Source organism: Klebsiella sp. R445, assembly GCF_051131755.1.
In the GTDB taxonomy this organism is placed as follows: Bacteria; Pseudomonadota; Gammaproteobacteria; order Enterobacterales; family Enterobacteriaceae; genus Klebsiella; species Klebsiella lignicola.
Genome location: NZ_CP180446.1, coordinates 5,219,068 through 5,239,382, shown reverse-complemented (window position 1 = coordinate 5,239,382; position 20,315 = coordinate 5,219,068). Strand labels below are relative to the sequence as shown.

Here is a 20,315-nt window from a genome sequence, read left to right as displayed (position 1 = left end):
TTGCCATATGATTAACACTGAAGGAGTAACGATGTTTGGTTATAATCTGTTTCGCCTGAGCCTCTTTATCGCCCTGGCAATAATCGCCTGCACGGCCACAGGGTTATTAACTTATGTCGTTGTTTCTGCTTTGGCTGAATAAGCCTAACGATTGTAAACAATATGTAAAACAAACCATTTAGCTCTGAGGGGAATACAGTGAACCGTTATTTTTCTCTCATTCCTGTTGTTATTTTAATAACAACAGCTTGCGATCAGAAAACGCCGCAGGTCACACCACTTCCGCGAATGGTCAAAGTGGTGGAGGTGACTGCCGTCGGCGATTCACAGCAGCGTATTTTCCCTGCGCGTATCGAGTCCGGGGACTCTACGGATCTATCGTTTAAACGCGGCGGCCAGATTGAATCACTCGACGTGCGCCAGGGGGCAAGTATCACGCAAGGACAGGCGCTAGCCCGTCTCAACGCGCGGGAAGCTCAGCAGCGTTTAAATGAACGACAAACCGCCGCCACACTCGCACAGCGGCAGTTCGACCGTTTTCAGACCCTCGCAGGCCGCCAGGCAATTTCAAAAGCCGAAATGGACGTCCAACGTGCCAGCCGTGATTCGGCCAATGCCGCGCTGAAAATTGCCCGCGAAGAGCTCGACCAGATGACGCTTAACGCGCCGTTTAGCGGGATTGCGGCCAGCGTGCCGGTCCGCAATCACCAGGTGGTTGCCGCTGGCCAGACCGTTGTGACCCTGACGCGCACCGATCTCCTCGACGTGGTGTTCAGCATCCCGGAAAACCTGTTTACCGCCTTTGATATCCGCAACGCGCAGTATCGCCCGATCGTGAAAATCAACTCCCTGCCGGATCGCCAGTTCACCGCCGAGTACAAAGAGCATTCCGGCAGCAGCGACAACAATACCCTCACCTGGCAGGTGATTTTGACCATGCCACGCCCGGCAGACTTCCCGACGGTGGGCGGCGTCAGCGGCACCGTGACGATAAATCTGGCAAACCTGCCCGCCAACGCGGGACGCGAAGCGCTGGTGGTTCCGGTTGAAGCGGTGTTCAATCCCGATAATCATCAACGCAATGAGCCACACGTGTGGGTGATCAAAGGTGATGGAGAACAGCTGCAGTTGGAAGACCGCAAAGTGCGGGTCGGGCAGGTCACAACCCAGGGGGTGGTGATCACCGAGGGACTCAGCGTCGGCGAGCGCGTGGTGGCGGCTGGCGTAAACGAATTGCATGCGCAACAGCCGGTGCGTATCTGGACGCGTGAACGAGGCCTGTAATGGATATCTCTCGCCAGTTTATTAATAATCCCGTTCGCGTGTGGTTATCCATTCTGCTGCTGGGCGTTGGCGGTATCTTCGCCTTGCTCAATATCGGCCGCCTGGAAGACCCGGCCTTTACCATCAAAACGGCGGTGGTCATTACCCACTATCCGGGCGCATCGGCGCAGCAGGTCGAAGAAGAGGTCACCCTTCCGCTGGAAAACGCCCTGCAACAGCTGCCCTATCTCGATAACGTCAGCTCGATTTCATCCAACGGACTGTCGCAGATTACCGTTAATATCGCCTCGAATTACCACTCCAACGAGCTGCCGCAAATTTGGGATGAGCTGCGGCGCCGGGTCGGCGATGCGGCCCGCCTCTTCCCGCCAGGGGTGGTTACTCCTTTCGTAAACGATGATTTCGGCGACGTGTTCGGCTTCTTCTTTGCCATTTCCGGCGATAATTTTACCAACCCAGAGCTAGCCCGCTACGCCGAACAGCTGCGTCGGGAGCTGGTACTGGTGCCCGGCGTCGGCAAAGTCGCCATCGGCGGCGAGATCCCCCAGCAAGTTAATATTGATATCTCTTTGCCTAAAATGGCCGCCCGCGGCATTACGCTCAGCCAGCTTTCAGCCATTCTCGGCCGCCTGAACGTCGTTTCCAGCGCCGGGGAGATCAGATCTGGTAGCGAGTCCATTCGCCTGCATCCGACCGGGGAATTTGAGAATATCGACGAGCTGGGCGACCTGCCGATCAACCCGCACGGTACGGGGGCCGCCACCCGTTTGCGGGATATTGCGACAATATCCCGCGGCCTGAGCGAAACGCCCTCCAGCATCTACCACGCCAATGGTCGCCAGGCGGTGACGATGGGCGTGTCGTTTATTCCAGGCGTCAACGTCATTGATGTTGGCCGCGCGCTGGAGGCAAAGCTTGCCCAAATGTCGGCGGAAAAACCTGCCGGGATCCATATCGATCTGTTCTACGATCAGGCGGCGGAAGTCGGCCACTCGGTTAACGGCTTTATCACTAATTTCCTGATGGCGCTGGCTATTGTTGTCGGCGTGCTGCTGATTTTTATGGGGGTTCGCAGCGGGATTATCATTGCCTTCTCGCTGGCCCTCAACGTGCTGGGCACGCTGCTGATTATGTATCTGTGGGGCATTGAGCTGCAGCGGATTTCGCTGGGGGCGCTGATTATCGCCCTCAGTATGCTGGTCGATAATGCCATTGTGATCGTCGAAGGGGTGCTGATTGCTCGCCAGCAGGGATCGACGCTGCTCACCGCCATCAACTATGTGATCCGCCGTTCCGCCCTGCCTCTGCTGGGGGCAACCGTGATTGCGATCCTCGCCTTTGCGCCTATCGGCCTGTCGCAGGACTCGACCGGGGAATATTGCAAATCGCTGTTCCAGGTGCTGTTGATTTCCCTGATGCTCAGCTGGTTCTCGGCGCTCACCATTACCCCGGTGCTGATCAAATGGTGGTTGTTCAAAGGCAGCGCCTCCCCGGCGCCCACCGCCGAGGCCGATCCCTACCGTGGCGGCTTTTACCGCAGCTATCAGAAGATCCTCAACGCCCTGTTGCTGCAGAAAACCGCCACCCTGGTGGTGATGGCCGCGCTGCTGGCCGCCGCTATCTGGGGATTCGGCTCGGTGCGGCAGAACTTTTTCCCGTCATCCAACACGCCGATCTTTTTTGTTGATCTGTGGCTGCCCTACGGCACCGATATCGCTTCGACGGAAAAAATGGCCAGCGATATCGAAACCGCGATTAACGGCCAGCCCGGCGTGGTCACTACCGTGGCAACCGTCGGCCAGGGCAGCATGCGCTTTATCCTCACCTACAGCGGCCAGCGGCAGTACAGCAACTATGCGCAGATCATGGTGCGCATGGACGACCAGCGCAACATTGCCGCCCTCACTCGCCACGTGGATGCCTATATTGCCCGCAACTATCCGCAGGTGAATGCCAGCAGCAAGCGGGTGATGTTCGGCCCGTCCGGTGACAGCGCCATCGAGGTACGAGTTAAAGGCCCAGACCCCGACAGATTGCGACTGATAGCCAGCCAGGTGAGCACGATCCTCACGGCAGATCCGGCTATCAGCAGCGTGCGTAACGACTGGCAAAACCGCAGCAAAACGATTCGCCCGCAGTATTCACCCACTCTGGGCCGGGAACTGGGCGTCGATAAGCAGGATATCGATGAGGCGCTGCAGATGAACTTTTCCGGCAGCCGCGCGGGGCTATACCGCGAAGGGGCAGACCTGCTACCGGTAGTGGTGCGCCCGCCAGCCGATGAACGTCAGGATGCGAACCATCTGAACAACGTGCTGGTGTGGAGCCAAAGCCGTCAGCAATATATTCCGCTGAGCAACGTCGTCAGCGGCTTTAACCTCGAATGGGAAGACCCGTTGATTCTCCGCCGCGACCGCAGCCGCGTACTCACGGTGATGACCGATCCGGATCCGCTGAGCAATCAAACCCCGGGCGACGTTCTGGCGCGCGTGCAGTCGCAGATTAACGCGCTCAGCCTGCCGCACGGATACAGCATTGAGTGGGGAGGTGATGCGGAGAACTCCAGCGAAGCGCAGCAAGGACTGTTCACCACCCTGCCATTAGGGTATCTGGTGATGTTTGTCATCACCGTGCTGATGTTCAGCTCGCTGAAAAATGCCGTTGCCATCTGGCTGACCGTGCCGCTGGCGCTGATCGGCGTGACGCCGGGCTTTTTAATGACCGGCATCCCGTTCGGCTTTATGGCGCTTATCGGTTTACTGAGCCTGAGTGGCATGCTGATCCGCAACGGCATCGTGCTGGTGGAAGAGATTGAACAGCAAAAAGAGGAAAAACCGCAGCACGAGGCGATTCTCTATGCGGCAACCTCGCGCTTGCGCCCTATTCTGCTCACCGCCTTCACCACCGTGCTCGGGCTGGCGCCGCTGCTGTTGGACGTGTTCTTCCAGAGTATGGCGGTAGTTATCATGTTTGGGCTCGGTTTCGCGACCATCCTGACGTTGCTGGTTCTGCCGGTGATTTACGCCTGTTTCCACCACGAGGATAAGTCGCAACCACAATGAACACCACCGGGTTGAATATTATTAAAACGCTGGGATGCATGACGGCGGTAACGTTCTTTACCATCTATAACACCTGGGATCGCTATGATTACGACTATCACTGGATCCTCGGTTTTCTGACGTTTATCTCGACCATCGCCACCCCGCTGTTTTTTGTGGTGGCGGGCTATCTCGATGCGCAGTCCCGGCACAACGCCCGCTGGCAGATGGGCAAAATTAAAAGCGTGGTGATCGTCTTTCTGTTCTGGGTGACGATTTACTATCTCTGGGAGCCTTACCAACGCGGCTATCTTATCCAGCCGTGGTTTGTCTTCGCCTTTATTGTGATTTATACCTTTCACCCGGTGGTCGAATGGCTAAGCCTGCGCAGAAGGCTGTTTTTTAGCGTGGTGTCCGGCTTGCTGCTTCTCTCATACGGCTACGATCTGCTGGCGGCTCTCTACCCCGACATTCATGCGCTGACTCTGGCGCCGCAGTATCGCCTGTGGACCTGGCTGCTGTTCTATTTAACCGGCCAGCTGTTTAACGATCCGCTGGTTGTTCGCTGGCTTAGTCGCGATAAGGTGGTTAAAGCCGCGATGATCGCCATCCCGTTTATTTATATTTTCACCTGGTTTTATGAACGTCATTTCTTTTTTGCGCTGTTTAAGGCCGATAGAAATGCGTTCATTCTGACGGGTTCACAAATTTATATTCTGGTTGTCGCGCTGGTTATTGCGGCAAACGGCGTCCGTTTTCGCAAAAACAGTGAGTTTAAAGAGAGTATTCTGGCGGCAATCAGCAAAACGATGACCGGGGTCTATATTCTTCATTACTCCATTTTCCATCTGCTTAGCACTCTTATTCCCATCGGGTCGCTGACAACAAAATTAATTCTGATTGCCCTGACGTTTATCGCCTCGGTATTGATTTCAATGCTGGCGCTATCAAATTCTGTCGCTAAAAAAGTGATCACCCTTTAATAGTGCGGGTTTAAAAGCCATAACGGAGCCAGGCAAACAGGACGTTACCGTTGTTGTAGGTGCCGGGAATATAGGTGAACTGTACGCTCAGCCGCCGGTAGCTGGCGGAGAATAGCGGCAGAATAATCGGCAAAGGGACGTAATTCGCGAAATCATCACGGGCGGTGATCCCGGCGGTCACCCCGAGTCCGAGGCGGAAATCCTTCTGGCTATCCAGATACCAGCCCTTCTCCCAGCCGTAGCCGACGATCGGCTGCCATTTGTTATGCGAATCCTTAAACATCATGGCATACAGCGAACTCCAGTCACCGTCATCGTGATAACGAGAGAAGCCGAAGCCGCCGCCCCAGGGCATCTCATTGTAGTTATCCGTTTTCTCTTTATCGTAGGTTAAGCGGTTGTGCCAGCTCAGAAACGGCAGATACAGGTCATAGTTTTGCGGCTGGTTCCAGGTTTGCGAAACGTCATTTTTCAGCCAGTTCCACCAGCCGCTGATACGCTTTTCACCGTAAACCGGCTCCTCAGCCTGCACAGCAGAAGCGAAAAGCATCAGAGTTCCCCACACGATCGGCCGACACTGTTGCATAGGTTTTTCCTTAAAGAAAAAAATCAGCGGTAAGTTATTTATTCTGGAAATAATAACCACGCTTTGCAAATCGCGCCGATCCCAATTCCTGGTAATACGCTGTGCTTATGGCCGATCGCTAAGATCTATTTTGCTGGCGGCGGGGCATTATGTTGCTGAATACGCGCCATCATATACGGGAAGAACGGGTTGGAGGTGACGCGCATCAGGGTATCCAGCCCGACGCTCAGGGTGGAGGTTTCGCCACGCAGCGAAATAGTACCGATGCTGATGCCATAACGATTCTTTTGCGTCGGCTGGCGGCCATACAGCGAATCGCTCATCGGGAACGGCACCGCCACGTGCGAAAGGGAATACATATCCTGCGGCCACGCCAGGTTCAACGGCACCACCTGTTCCGTTTTCTCGCCTGCCGGCGTAGTACGAGCCACGACATCGTAGGTCGTGGGCGAGGCATTGGTGATCACCGTGGTGCTGTATCGACGCGGCACCGGCGGCAGGAGGGTGCTGAGCGCGGTGTAGATCGCAGGTCGAAACAGCGCGCGCAAATTCGCGGCCTGATTGATATCAAACACCACCAGCTCGCTGCCGTTATCCGGTAAATAGCGATACAGCGACTCCACCACCGCCCGGGTGCTGACCGTGGAGTCCATCACTGATTGAAACGTCAGCACCGGCGCCAGCGCCGCCAGACGCTGCGTGCGGGAGTCCTGCACGATTTGCTCCTGCAACGCCTGGGTTAACAGCCATGACTGTCGGGCCGCCTTCACCGGGAAGGAGTTGTATTTATAAGGGTTAAACTCGGGCACCACGTTAAGCCATGCCGCCCGCGCAAAAGCCGGAAACACCGCCGGTAACCCCGTCAGCCCGGCGAAGCGGGCAAAGGCGGTCACCCCGATCATCGGCGACAGCAGGACTATCTGCTGCGGCTCAGGCAAGGTCTTATCATCTAGCGCGTCGAGCGCATATTTCAGCGCCAGCGCACCACCGTTGGAATAGCCGATCACATGCAGCGGTGCCTTTCCTCCGGCCAGCCGGGTAGCTTCGCGCACCGCCAGTCGGGTTGTCGCCAGCCACTGCTGCCAGTCTACGGCAGTCAGCGATCCTGGGGCAGTACCGTGCCCCGGCAGCCTCGGCACCACGGCAACGAACCCCTGCTGCTGGTAGGCGGCTGCCAGATAGCGCACGCTGTAGGGCGAGTCCGTCAGCCCATGCAGCAGCACCGCGGCACCGCGCGGGGTCCCCTCGGGTAGCAGCACAAAGGAGCGATTCCAGTCAGGATGAAACTGTTGCGGGTAGACCTGACTGTGGGCGTAAAAACGGTTAAGCGGCGTTTTTTCATCATCATCAAGCCTGTCCGTCAGCTCGGTCTTCATATCGCGAAAAATCGCCGCTTCTCGCGCCTGATACCCCGCGAAGGTGGTGCGATCAATCTCAGCGGCGGACATTTCATCAGCGGACCAGGTATGCCACGGATGCAGTGCCGGCCCCCGCTGGGTCTCATAAATCCGCCCGGCAAAAAAAACGATCACCATGATAAGCAGGCCAATCGCCATCTTTTTGATTAGCGAGGCCACTGTCAGACCCGCTTTATTGAGGTATCGGGCAAAACTCATCATTGCTATCCCATAATCGACGCTGTTTGCACGTGCATTGTAGTCATGTCATGGGCATTCTTGCCAGTTGGCAGGCCTGAGGATTGATTTTTTGACCGTAGTGATGGAAAAGCCAGAATTTCAGCAACCAATTGAAATTCTGGCTTATCGGTTTGACGGAGGAGCCGTCTTAGGGGAAGTTACCCTGTCACTACCGGCACGCGAGGCGCCAGCGCGCACATTAACTCGTAGCCGACGGTGCCGCAGACACTGGCGACATCGTCAATTTTAATCTCTTTGCCCCACAGCTCCACCGGCGCGCCGATACCGGCCTGTGGGCAAGGCGTGAGATCCACCGCCAGCATATCCATCGAAATCCGCCCCACCGTGGTGGTGCGCACGCCGTCCACCAGCACCGGCGTATTGCCCGGCGCCAGGCGCGGATAGCCGTCGGCATAACCGCAGGCCACAATCCCGATGCGCTGCTCGCCAGAGGCCCGGTATATACCGCCGTAACCCACCGCGTCGCCCGCCTTCAGGTTCTGTACGGCAATGATTTCGCTGCTGAGGGTCATTACCGGCTTGAGGCCGCTGTTGGCAACGTCCTGCCACTGCCCGGACGGAGAAGCGCCATACAGCACAATTCCCGGTCTGACCCAGTCGAAATGGGCTTCCGGATGCCACAGGGTCGCTGCGGAGTTGGACAGCGAACGCGGGCAGTCCAGCCCCTCCGCCGCCTGCTCGATGCGCCGCATCGGCTCAATAATCCCCTGCGGATTTTCCGCATCGGCAAAATGCGACATCAGCGTCATTTCGCTGACGTTACTCAGCGCCCGCAGCTGCTGCCAGACAATGTGGATGCGGTCCGGCATAAAGCCAAGGCGATTCATGCCGCTGTTCACCTTGACGTAGATATCCAGCGGCGCGTGCAGCTTCGCCTGCTGAAGCGCCTTGATTTGCCAGTTGCTATGAACGCTGGTGGTCAGACGGTACTTATCAAACAGCGCCAGTTCATCGGCATGGAAGAAACCTTCCAGCATCAGAATCGGCCCTTTCCAGCCATGCTCACGCAGCAGGATCGCCTCTTCGAGGTTGAGCATCGCAAAACCATCGGCACCGCTGAGCGCGCTCCACACGCGCGATAGCCCGTGGCCATAGGCGTTGGCTTTCACCACCGCCCACAGGCGCGAGGTGGGAGCCGCTCGCCGGACAATCTGCAAATTCTGTCGCAAGGCCGACACATCAATGCTGGCCAGTACGGGACGGGACATGAAGACTCCTTAGTTATGCACACCGTGCAGGTGCTGCGCGCGTGCCGGGACAAAACCGGGGCTGTAACGCGCAACGGCAAGGTCATCATACGGAATGGCCGGCGTGCGGCCGGAAATCAAATCACTGAGCAGCTGCCCGGAACCGCAGGCCATGGTCCAGCCCAGGGTGCCATGCCCGGTATTCAGCCATAAATTCTTATACGCCGTGCGCCCGACGACCGGTGTACCGTCTGGGGTCATTGGGCGCAGCCCGGTCCAGAAGGTCGCCTGCTCGACATGACCGCCGCGCGGGAACAGATCGCGCACTACCATCTCCAGCGTTTCACGCCGCGGTTGCAGCAGCTCTTTATTAAAACCGACGATTTCCGCCATGCCCCCGACGCGAATGCGTTGGTCAAAACGGGTAATCGCAATTTTATATGTCTCATCGAGGATAGTCGAAACTGGCGCCCCGTCTTCCTCGGCGATCGGAATCGTCAGGGAATACCCCTTCAGCGGATAGACCGGAATATCCACCAGCCCCTTCAGCATCGCGGTGGAGTAAGAGCCAAAGGCCATCACGTAGGCGTCGCCTTTGATAATTTCATCGCCGCATTTTACCCCGGCGATCTGCTCGCCTTCGTACAGCAGCGCATCAACCGAAGTATTAAAGCGGAACGTGACGCCCGCCTGCTCCGCCATGGCTGCCAGCCGGGTGGTAAACAGCTGACAGTCGCCGGTTTCATCATTCGGCAAACGCAGGCCGCCGGTAAGCTTGTGGCTCACTTCCGCCAGCGCCGGCTCGACTTCCAGCAGGCGTTTCGCCTCCAGCAGCTGATACGGTACCCCGGCCTCTTCCAGAACCGCGATATCGCGGGTGGCGTTTTCATACTGTTTTTCGGTACGGAACAGCTGCAGGGTGCCGCCCTGACGCCCTTCATACTGGATACCGGTCGTTTCGCGCAGCGCTTTCAGGCAGTCACGGCTGTACTCAGCCAGACGCACCATTCGCCCCTTGTTCTCCATGTAATGGCGGGTATCGCAGTTGCGCAGCATCTGCCACATCCATTTCAACTGGAACTGCGTACCGTCGAGGCCAATCGCCAGCGGCGCGTGGCGCTGGAACATCCATTTGATGGCCTTCAGCGGCACGCCAGGTGCTGCCCACGGTGCCGCATAGCCTGGAGAAATTTGCCCGGCATTGGCGGCGCTGGTCTCTTCCGCCGCACCTGGCTGGCGTTCAATGACCGTCACCTCGTGTCCTGCCTGGCTTAAATACCAGGCACTCGCTACTCCAACGACCCCACTTCCCAGTATGACGACTCGCATAGCGACTCCGTAATAGTTAAAGAACAATCATCTGATTACAAATTGATAACTCAGTTGAAAATATTATTCAACATACGCTTTATTTATGGTGACTTAACTCACAGCACACCGCACCAGCCCTGCCCCTATGGATTTACTATCTCCTGCTGCACTTCATTTTTACTCAGAATAATATTCTGCAAATAAGCCACAAACAGGCCTTTAAGATTGCTAAATCGCGAAGAAAAGAAATTGTCCGCAGGCGCAGTTTGTCATGCCGTGTTCTATGCTTATTGGGAGGCTCTCCGTACAGAGAGGGCCACCTACAACGAGGGCGCGCTAATGGCTACGATTGATTCCATGAACAGGGACACCACTCGTTTAAGCGATGGACCCGACTGGACTTTTGAACTGCTGGAAACCTACCTTGCCGAGGTTGACCGGGTAGCAAAGCTGTATCGTCTCGACACCTATCCACACCAAATCGAAGTCATTACCTCCGAGCAGATGATGGACGCCTACTCCAGCGTCGGCATGCCCATCAACTACCCGCACTGGTCGTTCGGGAAGAAATTTATCGAAACCGAACAGGCCTATAAGCACGGTCAGCAGGGCCTGGCCTATGAGATAGTCATCAACTCAAACCCCTGCATCGCTTATCTGATGGAGGAGAACACCATTACCATGCAGGCGCTGGTGATGGCCCATGCCTGCTACGGGCATAACTCCTTCTTCAAAAATAACTATCTGTTCCGCAGCTGGACCGACGCCAGCTCCATCATTGACTACCTGATTTTTGCCCGCAAATACATTACCGACTGCGAAGAACGCTATGGCGTCGATGAGGTCGAGAAGCTGCTCGACTCCTGCCATGCCCTGATGAACTACGGCGTCGATCGCTATAAACGTCCGCAGAAAATCTCGTTGCAGGAGGAGAAAGCGCGGCAGAAAAGCCGGGAAGAGTATCTGCAGAGTCAGGTGAATATGCTGTGGCGAACCCTGCCGAAGCGTGAAGAAGAGAAGACCATCGAATCTGCCCGTCGCTACCCGTCAGAGCCGCAGGAAAACCTGCTGTACTTTATGGAGAAGAACGCGCCGTTGCTGGAGCCGTGGCAGCGTGAAATCCTGCGTATTGTGCGTAAGGTCAGCCAGTATTTTTATCCGCAGAAGCAGACCCAGGTGATGAACGAAGGCTGGGCGACCTTCTGGCACTACACCATCCTCAACCATCTGTATGATGAAGGGAAAGTGACCGAGCGGTTTATGCTGGAGTTCCTGCACAGCCACACCAACGTGGTGTTCCAGCCGCCCTATAACAGCCAGTGGTATAACGGGATTAACCCGTATGCGCTTGGCTTCGCCATGTTCCAGGATATCAAACGCATCTGCCAGTCTCCGACCGAAGAAGACCGCTACTGGTTCCCGGACATTGCCGGTTCCGACTGGCTGGAAACGCTGCATTTTGCGATGCGCGATTTTAAAGATGAGAGTTTTATCAGTCAGTTCCTGTCACCGAAAATTATGCGTGATTTCCGCTTCTTTACGGTGCTGGATGACGATCATAACAACTATCTGGAGATTTCCGCGATCCACAACGAGGAGGGATATCGGGAGATTCGGTCGAAACTGTCCGCCCAGTACAACCTCAGCAACCTGGAGCCGAATATTCAGGTCTGGAGCGTCGATCTGCGTGGCGATCGTTCCCTGACGCTGCGCTACGTGCCGCATAACCGCGCGCCGCTGGATAAGGGGCGTCGGGAAGTGCTCAAGCACGTTCATCGCCTGTGGGGGTTTGATATCCTGCTGGAGCAACAAAATGCCGATGGCAGCATCGAACTGCTGGAACGCAGCCCGCCGCGCCCGAACTCGCTGTAACAAGCCCTAACGCAGCAAACAAAAACGCCCGGTTCATCACCGGGCGTTGTCATTCTGGAATCTGCGACAGTTAGCGCATGCCGATCACGAGATCGCCCGGCATGGTTTTCTGCATCCGATGCCAGATTTCGCCACTGTCATGCCCGTAGCGACGGACGATTTCGTAAACCTGCTCGTGCTGCCCTTCTTCACATACTTTTGTCAACTGGTGGTAGAAACCGAGCGCCAGACTGCGGGCTTCCGGGTTGGCAAAATAGTGGCGGCCAATGCGGGTATACAGGCCTTTCATCCCGTTGATGATCAGGCCGTAGATCGGGTTGCCAGAGGCAAACGCCAGGCCGCGGAAAATGTTGTAGTCCAGGTCGGCAAACGCGTCAGCGTGGTCTTCGACCTCACGCGCGCTGGCGAGCACTTTCAGCGCATCTTCAGGATGCTGGCGGAAGGCGGTACGGATGAAAATGGTGGATATATTGGTTCGCACCGACAGCAGATTATCAATCAGCTGTGGAACGCTGTCATGATCAAGACGCGCCAGAGTTTCGAGGATATTCAGCCCGGACGTTTCCCAGAAATTGTTCACCTTCGTCGGCTTACCGTGCTGGATGGTTAACCAGCCGTCACGGGCCAGACGCTGCAACACTTCGCGTAAGGTCGTGCGGGTTACACCGATCAGTTCAGAAAGTTCACGTTCAGCAGGGAGGATGGTGCCTGGGGGGAAACGATTATTCCAGATACTCTCAATAATGTACTCTTCCGCGAAACCCGCAGGGCTTTGCGCCTTAATGACCATAGTTAGATTTCCATTACACAGCGTTGCAAATTCTACTCATCATACCAGAGCCGTTATAGTGCAGATAGCGCCGCGAGGTAATTAAAAAGGGTTCGCTGTTTCATTTTCCGCTTTCCGTCACAGAATGCATTCCCACAACGCGAGGCGAAGAAAGTTGCTTCTCATTTTGCTCAACTGGTAATCTTGCACATAGTTACGTGCAAAATCATGTCATTAAATTGACGGGAAGGATATCTGTCGTGGAAATATCGTATGGCCGCGCACTATGGCGCAATTTTCTTGGCCAGTCACCGGACTGGTATAAACTAACGTTACTGATCGTTTTACTCATTAACCCGCTGGCCTTTTATGTCGACCCTTTCATTGCCGGGTGGATGCTGGTGGTTGAGTTTATCTTCACCCTCGCGATGGCGCTGAAGTGCTACCCGCTACTGCCAGGCGGCCTGCTGGCGATTGAAGCCGTGTTTATCGGCATGACCAGCCCCGAGCATATCCGGGACGAGATCGCCAATAACCTTGAGGTGCTGCTGCTGCTGATGTTTATGGTGGCGGGTATCTACTTCATGAAGCAGCTGCTGCTGTTTATCTTTACCCGTTTGCTACTAGGCATCCGGAGCAAGATGCTGCTGTCGCTCGCGTTTTGTCTGGCATCGGCTTTCCTCTCCGCGTTCCTTGATGCGTTAACCGTCGTGGCGGTGGTGATAAGCGTCGCGGTCGGCTTCTATGGCATCTACCATCGCGTGGCCTCCGCCCGTCCGGATGATAACGATATGCTGGACGACAGCCATATCGACCAGCACTATCGCGACGTGCTGGAGCAGTTCCGTGGCTTTCTGCGGAGCCTGATGATGCATGCCGGTGTCGGTACTGCCCTGGGTGGCGTGATGACCATGGTCGGCGAGCCGCAAAACCTGATTATTGCCAAAGCGGCAGGCTGGCACTTCGGCGAGTTCTTTTTACGCATGTCCCCGGTGACGCTGCCGGTGATGATCTGCGGCCTGCTGACCTGTCTGCTGCTGGAAAAATGGAAGCTGTTCGGCTACGGCGAGCCGTTGCCGCCGGCGGTGCGTAAGGTGCTGCAAGATTTTGACGATCGCAGTACCCAGCAACGCACCCGCCAGGACCGCCTGCGCCTGATTGCCCAGGGGATTATCGGTATCTGGCTGGTGATTGCTCTGGCGATGCACCTGGCGGAAGTGGGCCTGGTAGGGCTGTCGGTGATCATTCTGGCAACCAGCCTCACCGGCGTCACCGATGAACACGCCATTGGCAAAGCCTTTACCGAGGCGCTGCCGTTCACCGCCCTGCTGACCGTATTTTTCGCGGTGGTGGCGGTGATTATCGACCAGCATCTCTTTACGCCGGTGATTCAGTTTGTCCTTCAGGCTTCGCCTCACGCCCAGCTGTCGCTGTTCTACCTGTTCAACGGCCTGCTGTCGTCCATTTCCGATAACGTCTTCGTCGGGACGGTGTACATCAACGAAGCCAAAACCGCGCTGCAGCACGGCGTGATCAGCCTGCCGCAGTTTGAACTGCTGGCGGTGGCGATTAATACCGGCACCAACCTGCCTTCGGTGGCAACGCCGAATGGTCAGGCAGCATTTCTGTTCCTGCTGACCTCCGCCCTGGCGCCGCTGATTCGCCTCTCTTACGGCCGTATGGTGTGGATGGCGCTGCCTTACACCATTGTGATGACGCTGGTGGGACTGCTGTGTGTTGAATACACCCTGATGCCGGTGACCCAGTGGATGCTCGATCACCAATGGATCGTCACGCCGGTACTCCCTTAAGGCCCGACTGGCCATTTGCCGCATTGTGACAAATGGCTACGATTCTTTTCGTATTAATTTCGGACTAGCTGCTGGCGTCGGTTCGGTTTTCGTTTACACTGCCATGATTTAGCATGTTCCAGGGAAATGACATATGTTGCGATATTTAAACCAGTGCTCAAGGGGACGCGGAGCCTGGCTCCTGATGGCGTTAACCGCGTTCGCTCTTGAGTTAGTCGCGTTGTGGTTCCAGCATGTGATGTTGCTGCAACCTTGCGTGATGTGTATTTATGAACGCTGCGCGCTGTTGGGCATTATGGGCGCCGGGATTGTCGGTGCTATCGCGCCGAAAACACCGCTGCGTTATGTGGCGTTGGTTATCTGGCTGTACAGCGCGCTGCGGGGCCTGCAACTGGCATGGGAGCACACCATGATCCAGCTGCACCCTTCCCCGTTCCAGACCTGTGATTTCGCCGCCCGCTTCCCGACGTGGCTGCCGCTGGATAAGTGGATACCGCAGATGTTCGTCGCCAGCGGTGACTGCTCCGTTCGTCAGTGGGAGTTTCTGACCCTGGAGATGCCGCAGTGGCTGGTGGGGATTTTCGCCGCCTACCTGATCGTGGGTGCGCTGGTCCTGATTGCTCAGCCTTTCAAACCAAAAAAACGCGATCTCTTCGGCCGCTAAGCCCAATTGCTGATAAAGCGCTCCTTCGGGAGCGTTTTTTTTGCCCGTGAGTTGACCCCACAACCTTAAAGATGCAAATTAAATGCATCTTATATGCATTAACTAAGGAGCACATGATGTCTCATTTGCGTATTCCCGCTAACTGGAAAGTAAAACGCTCCACCCCATTCTTTACCAAACAAAATGTTCCTGCCGCCCTGCTGACACATCACAACACCGCTGCGGGTGTTTTCGGTCAGCTATGCGTAATGGAGGGGACGGTAACCTATTACGGTTTCGCCAATGAGCAGGCAACTGAGCCAGAGGCGAAAGTGGTCATCAATGCCGGTCAGTTCGCGACCAGCCCGCCGCAATACTGGCACCGTATCGAACTAAGCGATGATGCACAGTTCAATATTAACTTTTGGGTCGAAGATGATGCCGACGGTGAAAGCGGGCTGTTCCACGCGAAGAAAAACTAACCGGGTACCTTACTGCGCCCAGTCTGGCTTATTCAGGATATGGTCCTGCCAGTCGCGCACTGTCTCTTCTTTTACCGCGATATGCCGCACCGAGATCCGCTCGCCATGCATCGCGGCTTTCGAGCCGCTCAGCAGCGGGTGCCAGTGCGGCAGCGGTTTTCCTTCAGCCAGCAGGCGGTAGGCGCAGGTCGGCGGCAGCCATTCAAACGTCGGCAGGTTGTCGCGCGTCAGCTTAATGCAGTCGGGTTCATACTCGAAGCGTCGCTCATAGTTGCGACACTGGCAGGTTTTGATATTTAACTGACGGCAGGCAACGTTGGTGAAATATATTTCATCGGTATCCTCATCCATCAGCTTATGCAGGCAGCACTGTCCGCAGCCGTCACACAGAGATTCCCACTCCGCGTCGGTCATTTCATCAAGTGTCTTGTGCTGCCAGAAAGGTTGTTCGCTCATAGGGGATGTCCGTCATTGCAATTCAGGGTGCACCTTATAACCAGTCTGGCACACTGATGCAAGTTTTGCCGCCCGTGAAGGCGGCAAGAGGACGTTACAGCACGCGGGTAGAGAGCGTAAGCCCGTTGAAACCCACTTCCAGCTCATCACCGTTGCTGAGCGGGCCAACGCCTTCTGGCGTCCCGGTCAGGATGATGTCTCCGGCTTTCAGAGTAAAGAAACGCGACATGTAGGCGATCAGCGGCACGATTTTATGGATCATATCCGCCGTGGTCCCCTGCTGGCGAATCTCGCCGTTCACTTTCAGGCTCAATGCCGTATTTTGCGGGTCGGCGTGAAACTCCGCCGCGGGGATAAAACCGGAAACCGGACAAGAGTTATCAAAGCCCTTGGCCTTTTCCCACGGCTGACCCGCTTTTTTCATTTTGCCCTGCAGGTCACGCAGCGTCAGATCCAGCGCGACGCCGTAGCCGGCGATCGCCTTCAACACGTGATCGTCCGTTGCCTGGCGAAGCGTACCGCCAATCAGCACCGCCAGTTCCACTTCATGGTGCACCGAACCCAAACCTTCAGGGAGCACCAGCGGCTGACGGATATCGCATAGCGCCGTCTCAGGTTTAATAAACAGCACCGGTTCTTCCGGCATGACACTGCCCATTTCCTTGATGTGGTTGGCATAGTTACTGCCCACACAAACCACTTTGCTTACCGGATAATCCAGTAATGCTCCCTGCCAGTTATGATGTTGGTACATTATTTCCCCTCAGTGGGTTAATCAGATTTATTCCCCTGTTCCGCCAGGTGTTTCTTCAGTAGATTTTCAGTCGGAGGAGGAAGTTGCAGATAATAGCCCTGATCGGTTAGCGCCTGTTTGACTTTTTCCAGGTCAGCGCCGACGAGTTGCTTACGCCCGTCAAGCGGTAACAGCATGGTCAGTTGCGGCGTACCGAAGCTCGAAAGCAGTTCAGCAGGAACGCGAGAGAAATCGTCCTTTTTTTCGACATATAAATAGGTTTGATCGCGTTTGGCACTTCGATAAATCACACAAAACATAGTTTTACTCGGAATTAGACCCGTGGTCACTTGCCTCAATATATCAGTGACTATAACATGCCTTTTAGTCTTCGGAATATCACCGCACTTCGGCGAGTGATAAACAGCAAATTGAGTAAGGCCAGGATGTCAAATACGCCAATCGAACTTAAGGGCAGTAGCTTCACCTTATCTGTCGTTCATTTGCACGATGCAAATCCCGAGATTATTCGTCAGGCGTTAGAAGACAAAATCGCCCAGGCTCCCGCTTTTTTACGTCATGCCCCCGTGGTGGTGAACATCAGCAATGTCGAAAGCGACCTTGACTGGCGCGTCATGCATGAGGCTATCGCCAGCACCGGTTTACGGATTATGGGCGTGAGTGGATGCAAAATCCCTCGGCTTAAAACGGAAATCGACCGCACCGGCATTCCCTTACTAACGGAAGGGAAAGAGAAAATGCCCCGTCAGGCGCCGCCAGAGCCGGTTGCGCCAGCGCCAGTTGTTACTCCGATCACAAAAACGCGTTTAATTGATCTGCCGGTACGTTCCGGTCAGCGCATTTATGCACCAAACTGTGATCTGATTGTTACAAACCATGTGAGTGCCGGTGCGGAACTTATTGCAGACGGTAATATCCATGTATATGGCATGATGCGAGGGCGTGCGCTTGCGGGTGCGGGTGGCGATAGAGAAGCACAAATATTTTGTTCAAACCTCACGGCGGAGCTGGTGTCCATCGCGGGGGAATACTGGCTGAGTGATAACATCCCGGCCGAATTTTATGGCAAAGCGGCGCGTCTGCGTTTAGGCGACAGCGCTTTGACTATTCAACCATTGAGTTAGTCCCTTTTTAACAAGGAATTTCTATGGCACGCATTATTGTTGTGACTTCGGGTAAAGGGGGCGTCGGCAAGACCACCTCCAGCGCGGCCATCGCTACTGGTTTGGCTCAGAAGGGAAAGAAGACCGTCGTTATCGACTTCGATATCGGCCTGCGTAATCTCGACCTGATTATGGGCTGCGAGCGTCGGGTGGTGTATGACTTCGTCAACGTGATTCAGGGCGATGCGACCCTGAACCAGGCGTTAATCAAAGATAAACGCACCGAGAATCTCTACATCCTCCCGGCTTCCCAGACGCGTGATAAAGATGCGTTGACCCGCGAAGGCGTAGATAAGGTTCTCGAAGAACTGAAAAAAATGAATTTTGATTTCGTGGTCTGCGATTCACCAGCAGGCATCGAAACCGGTGCCCTGATGGCGCTCTACTTTGCCGATGAAGCCATCATCACCACTAACCCGGAAGTCTCCTCTGTTCGTGACTCCGACCGTATTCTCGGCATTCTCGCGTCTAAATCCCGTCGCGCGGAAAATGGCGATGAGCCGATCAAAGAACACCTGCTGCTGACTCGCTATAACCCAGGTCGCGTCAATAAAGGCGACATGCTAAGCATGGAAGACGTTCTGGAAATTCTGCGCATCAATCTGGTAGGCGTTATTCCGGAAGATCAGTCCGTGCTGCGCGCCTCAAACCAGGGTGAGCCGGTGATTCTGGATGATACGTCAGACGCAGGTAAGGCCTATGCCGATACGGTTGAACGTCTGCTCGGAGAAGAACGTCCTTTCCGCTTCATTGAAGAAGAGAAGAAAGGTTTCCTCAAACGCCTGTTCGGAGGATAAATTATGGCATTACTCGACTTTTTTCTCTCGCGGAAAAAGAACACGGCCAATATTGCGAAAGAGCGCCTGCAAATCATCGTCGCCGAGCGTCGTCGCGGCGATGCTGAACCACACTATCTGCCGCAGTTACGCAAAGATATTCTGGAAGTGATCTGTAAGTATGTGCAGATTGACCCGGAAATGGTTAGCGTCCAGCTGGAACAACGGGATGGTGATATTTCGATTCTGGAGCTGAACGTGACTTTACCAGAACCGGAAGAGTCGAAACCCTGACGCTGGATTCACCCGGTAGCCTTGCGCTATCGGGGCGGTTTGAAAATAGCCCGGATAACGCATCCGGGCTATTTGCTGTGGCTTAGATAGCGTTTAGCGCGGGTATTCGCTTAGCAGCGCTTTCAGGCGATCGGCCATCAGATCGCTACGCCAGCCGGAAATCAGTTCAGGCAAGGTCGCCCCACTCTTCAGCTGCCAGTGCCAGTTCAGCAACTGGTTAATCTGCCGTCTTGATGCCAGCAGCTCCGCACTCAGCCCCGTCTCGGTACTCACTTCCTGCACCAGCGCTTTAATCTCTTTAAAGACTTTGCGGTAGCCCGGCATATCAATCAGGTTTTGCAGCGGCTCCGGCAGCGCCGATTCAGGCAGTTGCTGGGCTTTCTCTACCAGGCTAATCAGCGTTTTGCCGTGGAAGCGAATTTCGCTGCCGGAAAGCCCAAGGCTGTCCAGCTCGCCGAGGCTCCCCGGCATATAGCGGGCAACGTTCCACAGATGCTCTTCGCGAACGACAAAATTCACCGCCATATCACGATCGCGCGCCTTGCGTAAACGCCACTCTGCCAGTAGCTGCAAACAGCCAAGCTGACGGGTGCGTAACTGCCAGGCGTTGCCAATATCGCGCCACGCCTGCGCCGGGTCCTGCACTTCCTGGCGGCGCTGCTGCATCAGGCGGCATTCGTCCAGCGCGGCGTCCAGCCAGCCTGCGGCTTCGGTTTCCGCCATCAGTTTGCTGGCGATGGGCAGCAGGTACCAGACATCCGCGGCGGCATAGTCGCACTGACGCGAAGTCAGCGGGCGCGCCAGCCAGTCGGTCCGCGATTCGCTCTTATCCAGCGCCACGCCCGAGTACTCCTCAACCATCGAGGCAAATCCCCAGGACATCGGACGACCGCAAAAGGCTGCCAGAATCTGGGTATCAATCAACGGCTGCGGCATCAGATTAAAGGTGTTAAGGAACACTTCCAGATCTTCACTACCCGCGTGCAGGAATTTGGTGACCTGCTGATTCAGCAATAGCTCGCGCATCGGTGCCCAGTCGGTGATGGTCAACGGGTCGATCAGGGAAATCTGTTCTCCGTCGAACAGCTGGAGCAGGCCCAGTTGCGGGTAGTAGGTGCGGGTACGGACAAATTCGGTATCCAGCGCAATCGCCGGGGCCGCGCTAGCCGCTTCACAGATGGCGCGCAGCTCATCGTCGGTGGTGATCATCTGATAGTTCACATCATGCTCTCTTAACTTGCGCCC

The 20,315-nt window shown here is 55.6% G+C and carries 19 protein-coding genes; 10 read left to right on the top strand and 9 right to left on the bottom strand.

From position 1 onward, the window contains the following. Positions 1 to 198: 198 nt before the first annotated feature. The 3 genes from ACMYSN_RS24660 to ACMYSN_RS24650 are packed head-to-tail and all read left to right on the top strand — an operon-like array spanning position 199 to position 5,308. A complete protein-coding gene (locus ACMYSN_RS24660; protein WP_462496502.1) occupies positions 199 to 1,284 on the top strand; it encodes an efflux RND transporter periplasmic adaptor subunit in 1,086 nt (361 codons plus the stop codon). After that, on the top strand, positions 1,284 to 4,346 hold the full coding sequence (locus ACMYSN_RS24655) for an efflux RND transporter permease subunit (protein WP_462496501.1): 3,063 nt from the start codon (positions 1,284 to 1,286) through the stop codon (positions 4,344 to 4,346). Before ACMYSN_RS24660 ends, ACMYSN_RS24655 begins: the two co-directional genes overlap by 1 nt. A gap of 38 nt (positions 4,347 to 4,384) precedes the next feature. Next, a complete protein-coding gene (locus tag ACMYSN_RS24650) occupies positions 4,385 to 5,308 on the top strand; it encodes an acyltransferase (RefSeq protein WP_462498338.1) in 924 nt (307 codons plus the stop codon). A gap of 10 nt (positions 5,309 to 5,318) precedes the next feature. On the opposite strand, the gene pagP is transcribed toward ACMYSN_RS24650, so the two are convergent. The 4 genes from pagP to ACMYSN_RS24630 all read right to left on the bottom strand — a co-directional run bounded on the left by pagP (position 5,319) and on the right by ACMYSN_RS24630 (position 10,068). Beyond that, entirely contained in the window at positions 5,319 to 5,894 is a 576-nt protein-coding gene (gene pagP, locus ACMYSN_RS24645) for a lipid IV(A) palmitoyltransferase PagP (RefSeq protein ID WP_154144836.1), read from the bottom strand. 125 nt (positions 5,895 to 6,019) lie between these two features. After that, positions 6,020 to 7,513, bottom strand: coding sequence for an alpha/beta hydrolase (locus ACMYSN_RS24640; protein ID WP_462496500.1), 1,494 nt, complete (start codon positions 7,511 to 7,513; stop codon positions 6,020 to 6,022). 176 nt (positions 7,514 to 7,689) lie between these two features. Then, positions 7,690 to 8,760, bottom strand: coding sequence for an alanine racemase (gene dadX / locus ACMYSN_RS24635; RefSeq protein WP_462496499.1), 1,071 nt, complete (start codon positions 8,758 to 8,760; stop codon positions 7,690 to 7,692). Positions 8,761 to 8,769: 9 nt separating this feature from the next. Beyond that, on the bottom strand, positions 8,770 to 10,068 hold the full coding sequence (locus ACMYSN_RS24630) for a D-amino acid dehydrogenase (protein ID WP_462496498.1): 1,299 nt from the start codon (positions 10,066 to 10,068) through the stop codon (positions 8,770 to 8,772). Positions 10,069 to 10,389: 321 nt separating this feature from the next. On the opposite strand from ACMYSN_RS24630, the gene ACMYSN_RS24625 reads away from it, so the two are divergent. After that, positions 10,390 to 11,922: a SpoVR family protein gene (locus ACMYSN_RS24625; RefSeq protein ID WP_123754844.1), complete on the top strand. Its 1,533-nt coding sequence runs from the start codon at positions 10,390 to 10,392 to the stop codon at positions 11,920 to 11,922. A 70-nt stretch (positions 11,923 to 11,992) separates the two neighbouring features. Here the strand turns inward: ACMYSN_RS24625 and fadR are convergent, their stop codons facing one another. Then, entirely contained in the window at positions 11,993 to 12,712 is a 720-nt protein-coding gene (gene fadR, locus ACMYSN_RS24620) for a fatty acid metabolism transcriptional regulator FadR (RefSeq protein WP_123754845.1), read from the bottom strand. Between the two features lie 239 nt (positions 12,713 to 12,951). Here fadR and nhaB point away from each other — a divergent pair, with 239 nt between their 5' ends. The 3 genes from nhaB to ACMYSN_RS24605 all read left to right on the top strand — a co-directional run bounded on the left by nhaB (position 12,952) and on the right by ACMYSN_RS24605 (position 15,627). Beyond that, positions 12,952 to 14,502, top strand: a complete 1,551-nt coding sequence (gene nhaB, locus ACMYSN_RS24615; protein ID WP_462496497.1) for a Na(+)/H(+) antiporter NhaB — start codon at positions 12,952 to 12,954, stop codon at positions 14,500 to 14,502. A 133-nt stretch (positions 14,503 to 14,635) separates the two neighbouring features. Next, positions 14,636 to 15,166 carry a disulfide bond formation protein B gene (gene dsbB / locus ACMYSN_RS24610; RefSeq protein ID WP_462496496.1) on the top strand — a complete coding sequence of 177 codons (531 nt, stop codon included), beginning with the start codon at positions 14,636 to 14,638 and terminating at the stop codon, positions 15,164 to 15,166. A gap of 116 nt (positions 15,167 to 15,282) precedes the next feature. Further along, the gene (locus ACMYSN_RS24605) at positions 15,283 to 15,627 is read left to right on the top strand and encodes a TehB-like domain-containing protein (RefSeq protein ID WP_154144947.1); all 345 of its coding nucleotides are present in this window, start codon (positions 15,283 to 15,285) and stop codon (positions 15,625 to 15,627) included. A 9-nt stretch (positions 15,628 to 15,636) separates the two neighbouring features. Here the strand turns inward: ACMYSN_RS24605 and ACMYSN_RS24600 are convergent, their stop codons facing one another. The 3 genes from ACMYSN_RS24600 to ACMYSN_RS24590 all read right to left on the bottom strand — a co-directional run bounded on the left by ACMYSN_RS24600 (position 15,637) and on the right by ACMYSN_RS24590 (position 17,136). Then, positions 15,637 to 16,083, bottom strand: coding sequence for a YcgN family cysteine cluster protein (locus tag ACMYSN_RS24600; RefSeq protein ID WP_123754850.1), 447 nt, complete (start codon positions 16,081 to 16,083; stop codon positions 15,637 to 15,639). Positions 16,084 to 16,177: 94 nt separating this feature from the next. Continuing rightward, entirely contained in the window at positions 16,178 to 16,837 is a 660-nt protein-coding gene (locus ACMYSN_RS24595; RefSeq protein ID WP_123754851.1) for a fumarylacetoacetate hydrolase family protein, read from the bottom strand. 17 nt (positions 16,838 to 16,854) lie between these two features. Continuing rightward, positions 16,855 to 17,136, bottom strand: coding sequence for a YcgL domain-containing protein (locus ACMYSN_RS24590; protein ID WP_123754852.1), 282 nt, complete (start codon positions 17,134 to 17,136; stop codon positions 16,855 to 16,857). Positions 17,137 to 17,262: 126 nt separating this feature from the next. Between ACMYSN_RS24590 and minC the strand changes: the two genes are divergently transcribed. Genes minC through minE form a run of 3 tightly spaced genes read left to right on the top strand, consistent with a single transcriptional unit; the run spans position 17,263 to position 19,070 of the window. After that, the gene (gene minC / locus ACMYSN_RS24585; protein WP_462496495.1) at positions 17,263 to 17,961 is read left to right on the top strand and encodes a septum site-determining protein MinC; all 699 of its coding nucleotides are present in this window, start codon (positions 17,263 to 17,265) and stop codon (positions 17,959 to 17,961) included. A gap of 23 nt (positions 17,962 to 17,984) precedes the next feature. Further along, the gene (gene minD, locus ACMYSN_RS24580) at positions 17,985 to 18,797 is read left to right on the top strand and encodes a septum site-determining protein MinD (protein WP_462496494.1); all 813 of its coding nucleotides are present in this window, start codon (positions 17,985 to 17,987) and stop codon (positions 18,795 to 18,797) included. Between the two features lie 3 nt (positions 18,798 to 18,800). Further along, positions 18,801 to 19,070, top strand: a complete 270-nt coding sequence (minE, locus tag ACMYSN_RS24575) for a cell division topological specificity factor MinE (RefSeq protein ID WP_123754855.1) — start codon at positions 18,801 to 18,803, stop codon at positions 19,068 to 19,070. A gap of 93 nt (positions 19,071 to 19,163) precedes the next feature. On the opposite strand, the gene rnd is transcribed toward minE, so the two are convergent. After that, positions 19,164 to 20,279 (bottom strand): ribonuclease D, encoded by a 1,116-nt coding sequence (rnd, locus tag ACMYSN_RS24570; RefSeq protein ID WP_462498337.1) that lies wholly within the window; start codon positions 20,277 to 20,279, stop codon positions 19,164 to 19,166. Positions 20,280 to 20,315: the final 36 nt, after the last annotated feature.

Bases quoted from the DNA above. Each gene is read 5' to 3' on its own strand.
- ACMYSN_RS24605 (WP_154144947.1), top strand. From the start codon at position 15,283: ATGTCTCATTTGCGTATTCCCGCTAACTGGAAAGTAAAACGCTCCACC.
- minE (WP_123754855.1), top strand. From the start codon at position 18,801: ATGGCATTACTCGACTTTTTTCTCTCGCGGAAAAAGAACACGGCCAAT.
- ACMYSN_RS24600 (WP_123754850.1), bottom strand. From the start codon at position 16,083: ATGAGCGAACAACCTTTCTGGCAGCACAAGACACTTGATGAAATGACC.
- rnd (WP_462498337.1), bottom strand. From the start codon at position 20,279: ATGATCACCACCGACGATGAGCTGCGCGCCATCTGTGAAGCGGCTAGC.
- minC (WP_462496495.1), top strand. From the start codon at position 17,263: ATGTCAAATACGCCAATCGAACTTAAGGGCAGTAGCTTCACCTTATCT.
- ACMYSN_RS24590 (WP_123754852.1), bottom strand. From the start codon at position 17,136: ATGTTTTGTGTGATTTATCGAAGTGCCAAACGCGATCAAACCTATTTA.
- ACMYSN_RS24650 (WP_462498338.1), top strand. From the start codon at position 4,385: ATGACGGCGGTAACGTTCTTTACCATCTATAACACCTGGGATCGCTAT.
- fadR (WP_123754845.1), bottom strand. From the start codon at position 12,712: ATGGTCATTAAGGCGCAAAGCCCTGCGGGTTTCGCGGAAGAGTACATT.
- dadX (WP_462496499.1), bottom strand. From the start codon at position 8,760: ATGTCCCGTCCCGTACTGGCCAGCATTGATGTGTCGGCCTTGCGACAG.
- ACMYSN_RS24625 (WP_123754844.1), top strand. From the start codon at position 10,390: ATGGCTACGATTGATTCCATGAACAGGGACACCACTCGTTTAAGCGAT.
- ACMYSN_RS24655 (WP_462496501.1), top strand. From the start codon at position 1,284: ATGGATATCTCTCGCCAGTTTATTAATAATCCCGTTCGCGTGTGGTTA.
- pagP (WP_154144836.1), bottom strand. From the start codon at position 5,894: ATGCAACAGTGTCGGCCGATCGTGTGGGGAACTCTGATGCTTTTCGCT.
- dsbB (WP_462496496.1), top strand. From the start codon at position 14,636: ATGTTGCGATATTTAAACCAGTGCTCAAGGGGACGCGGAGCCTGGCTC.
- ACMYSN_RS24595 (WP_123754851.1), bottom strand. From the start codon at position 16,837: ATGTACCAACATCATAACTGGCAGGGAGCATTACTGGATTATCCGGTA.
- ACMYSN_RS24630 (WP_462496498.1), bottom strand. From the start codon at position 10,068: ATGCGAGTCGTCATACTGGGAAGTGGGGTCGTTGGAGTAGCGAGTGCC.
- minD (WP_462496494.1), top strand. From the start codon at position 17,985: ATGGCACGCATTATTGTTGTGACTTCGGGTAAAGGGGGCGTCGGCAAG.
- ACMYSN_RS24640 (WP_462496500.1), bottom strand. From the start codon at position 7,513: ATGATGAGTTTTGCCCGATACCTCAATAAAGCGGGTCTGACAGTGGCC.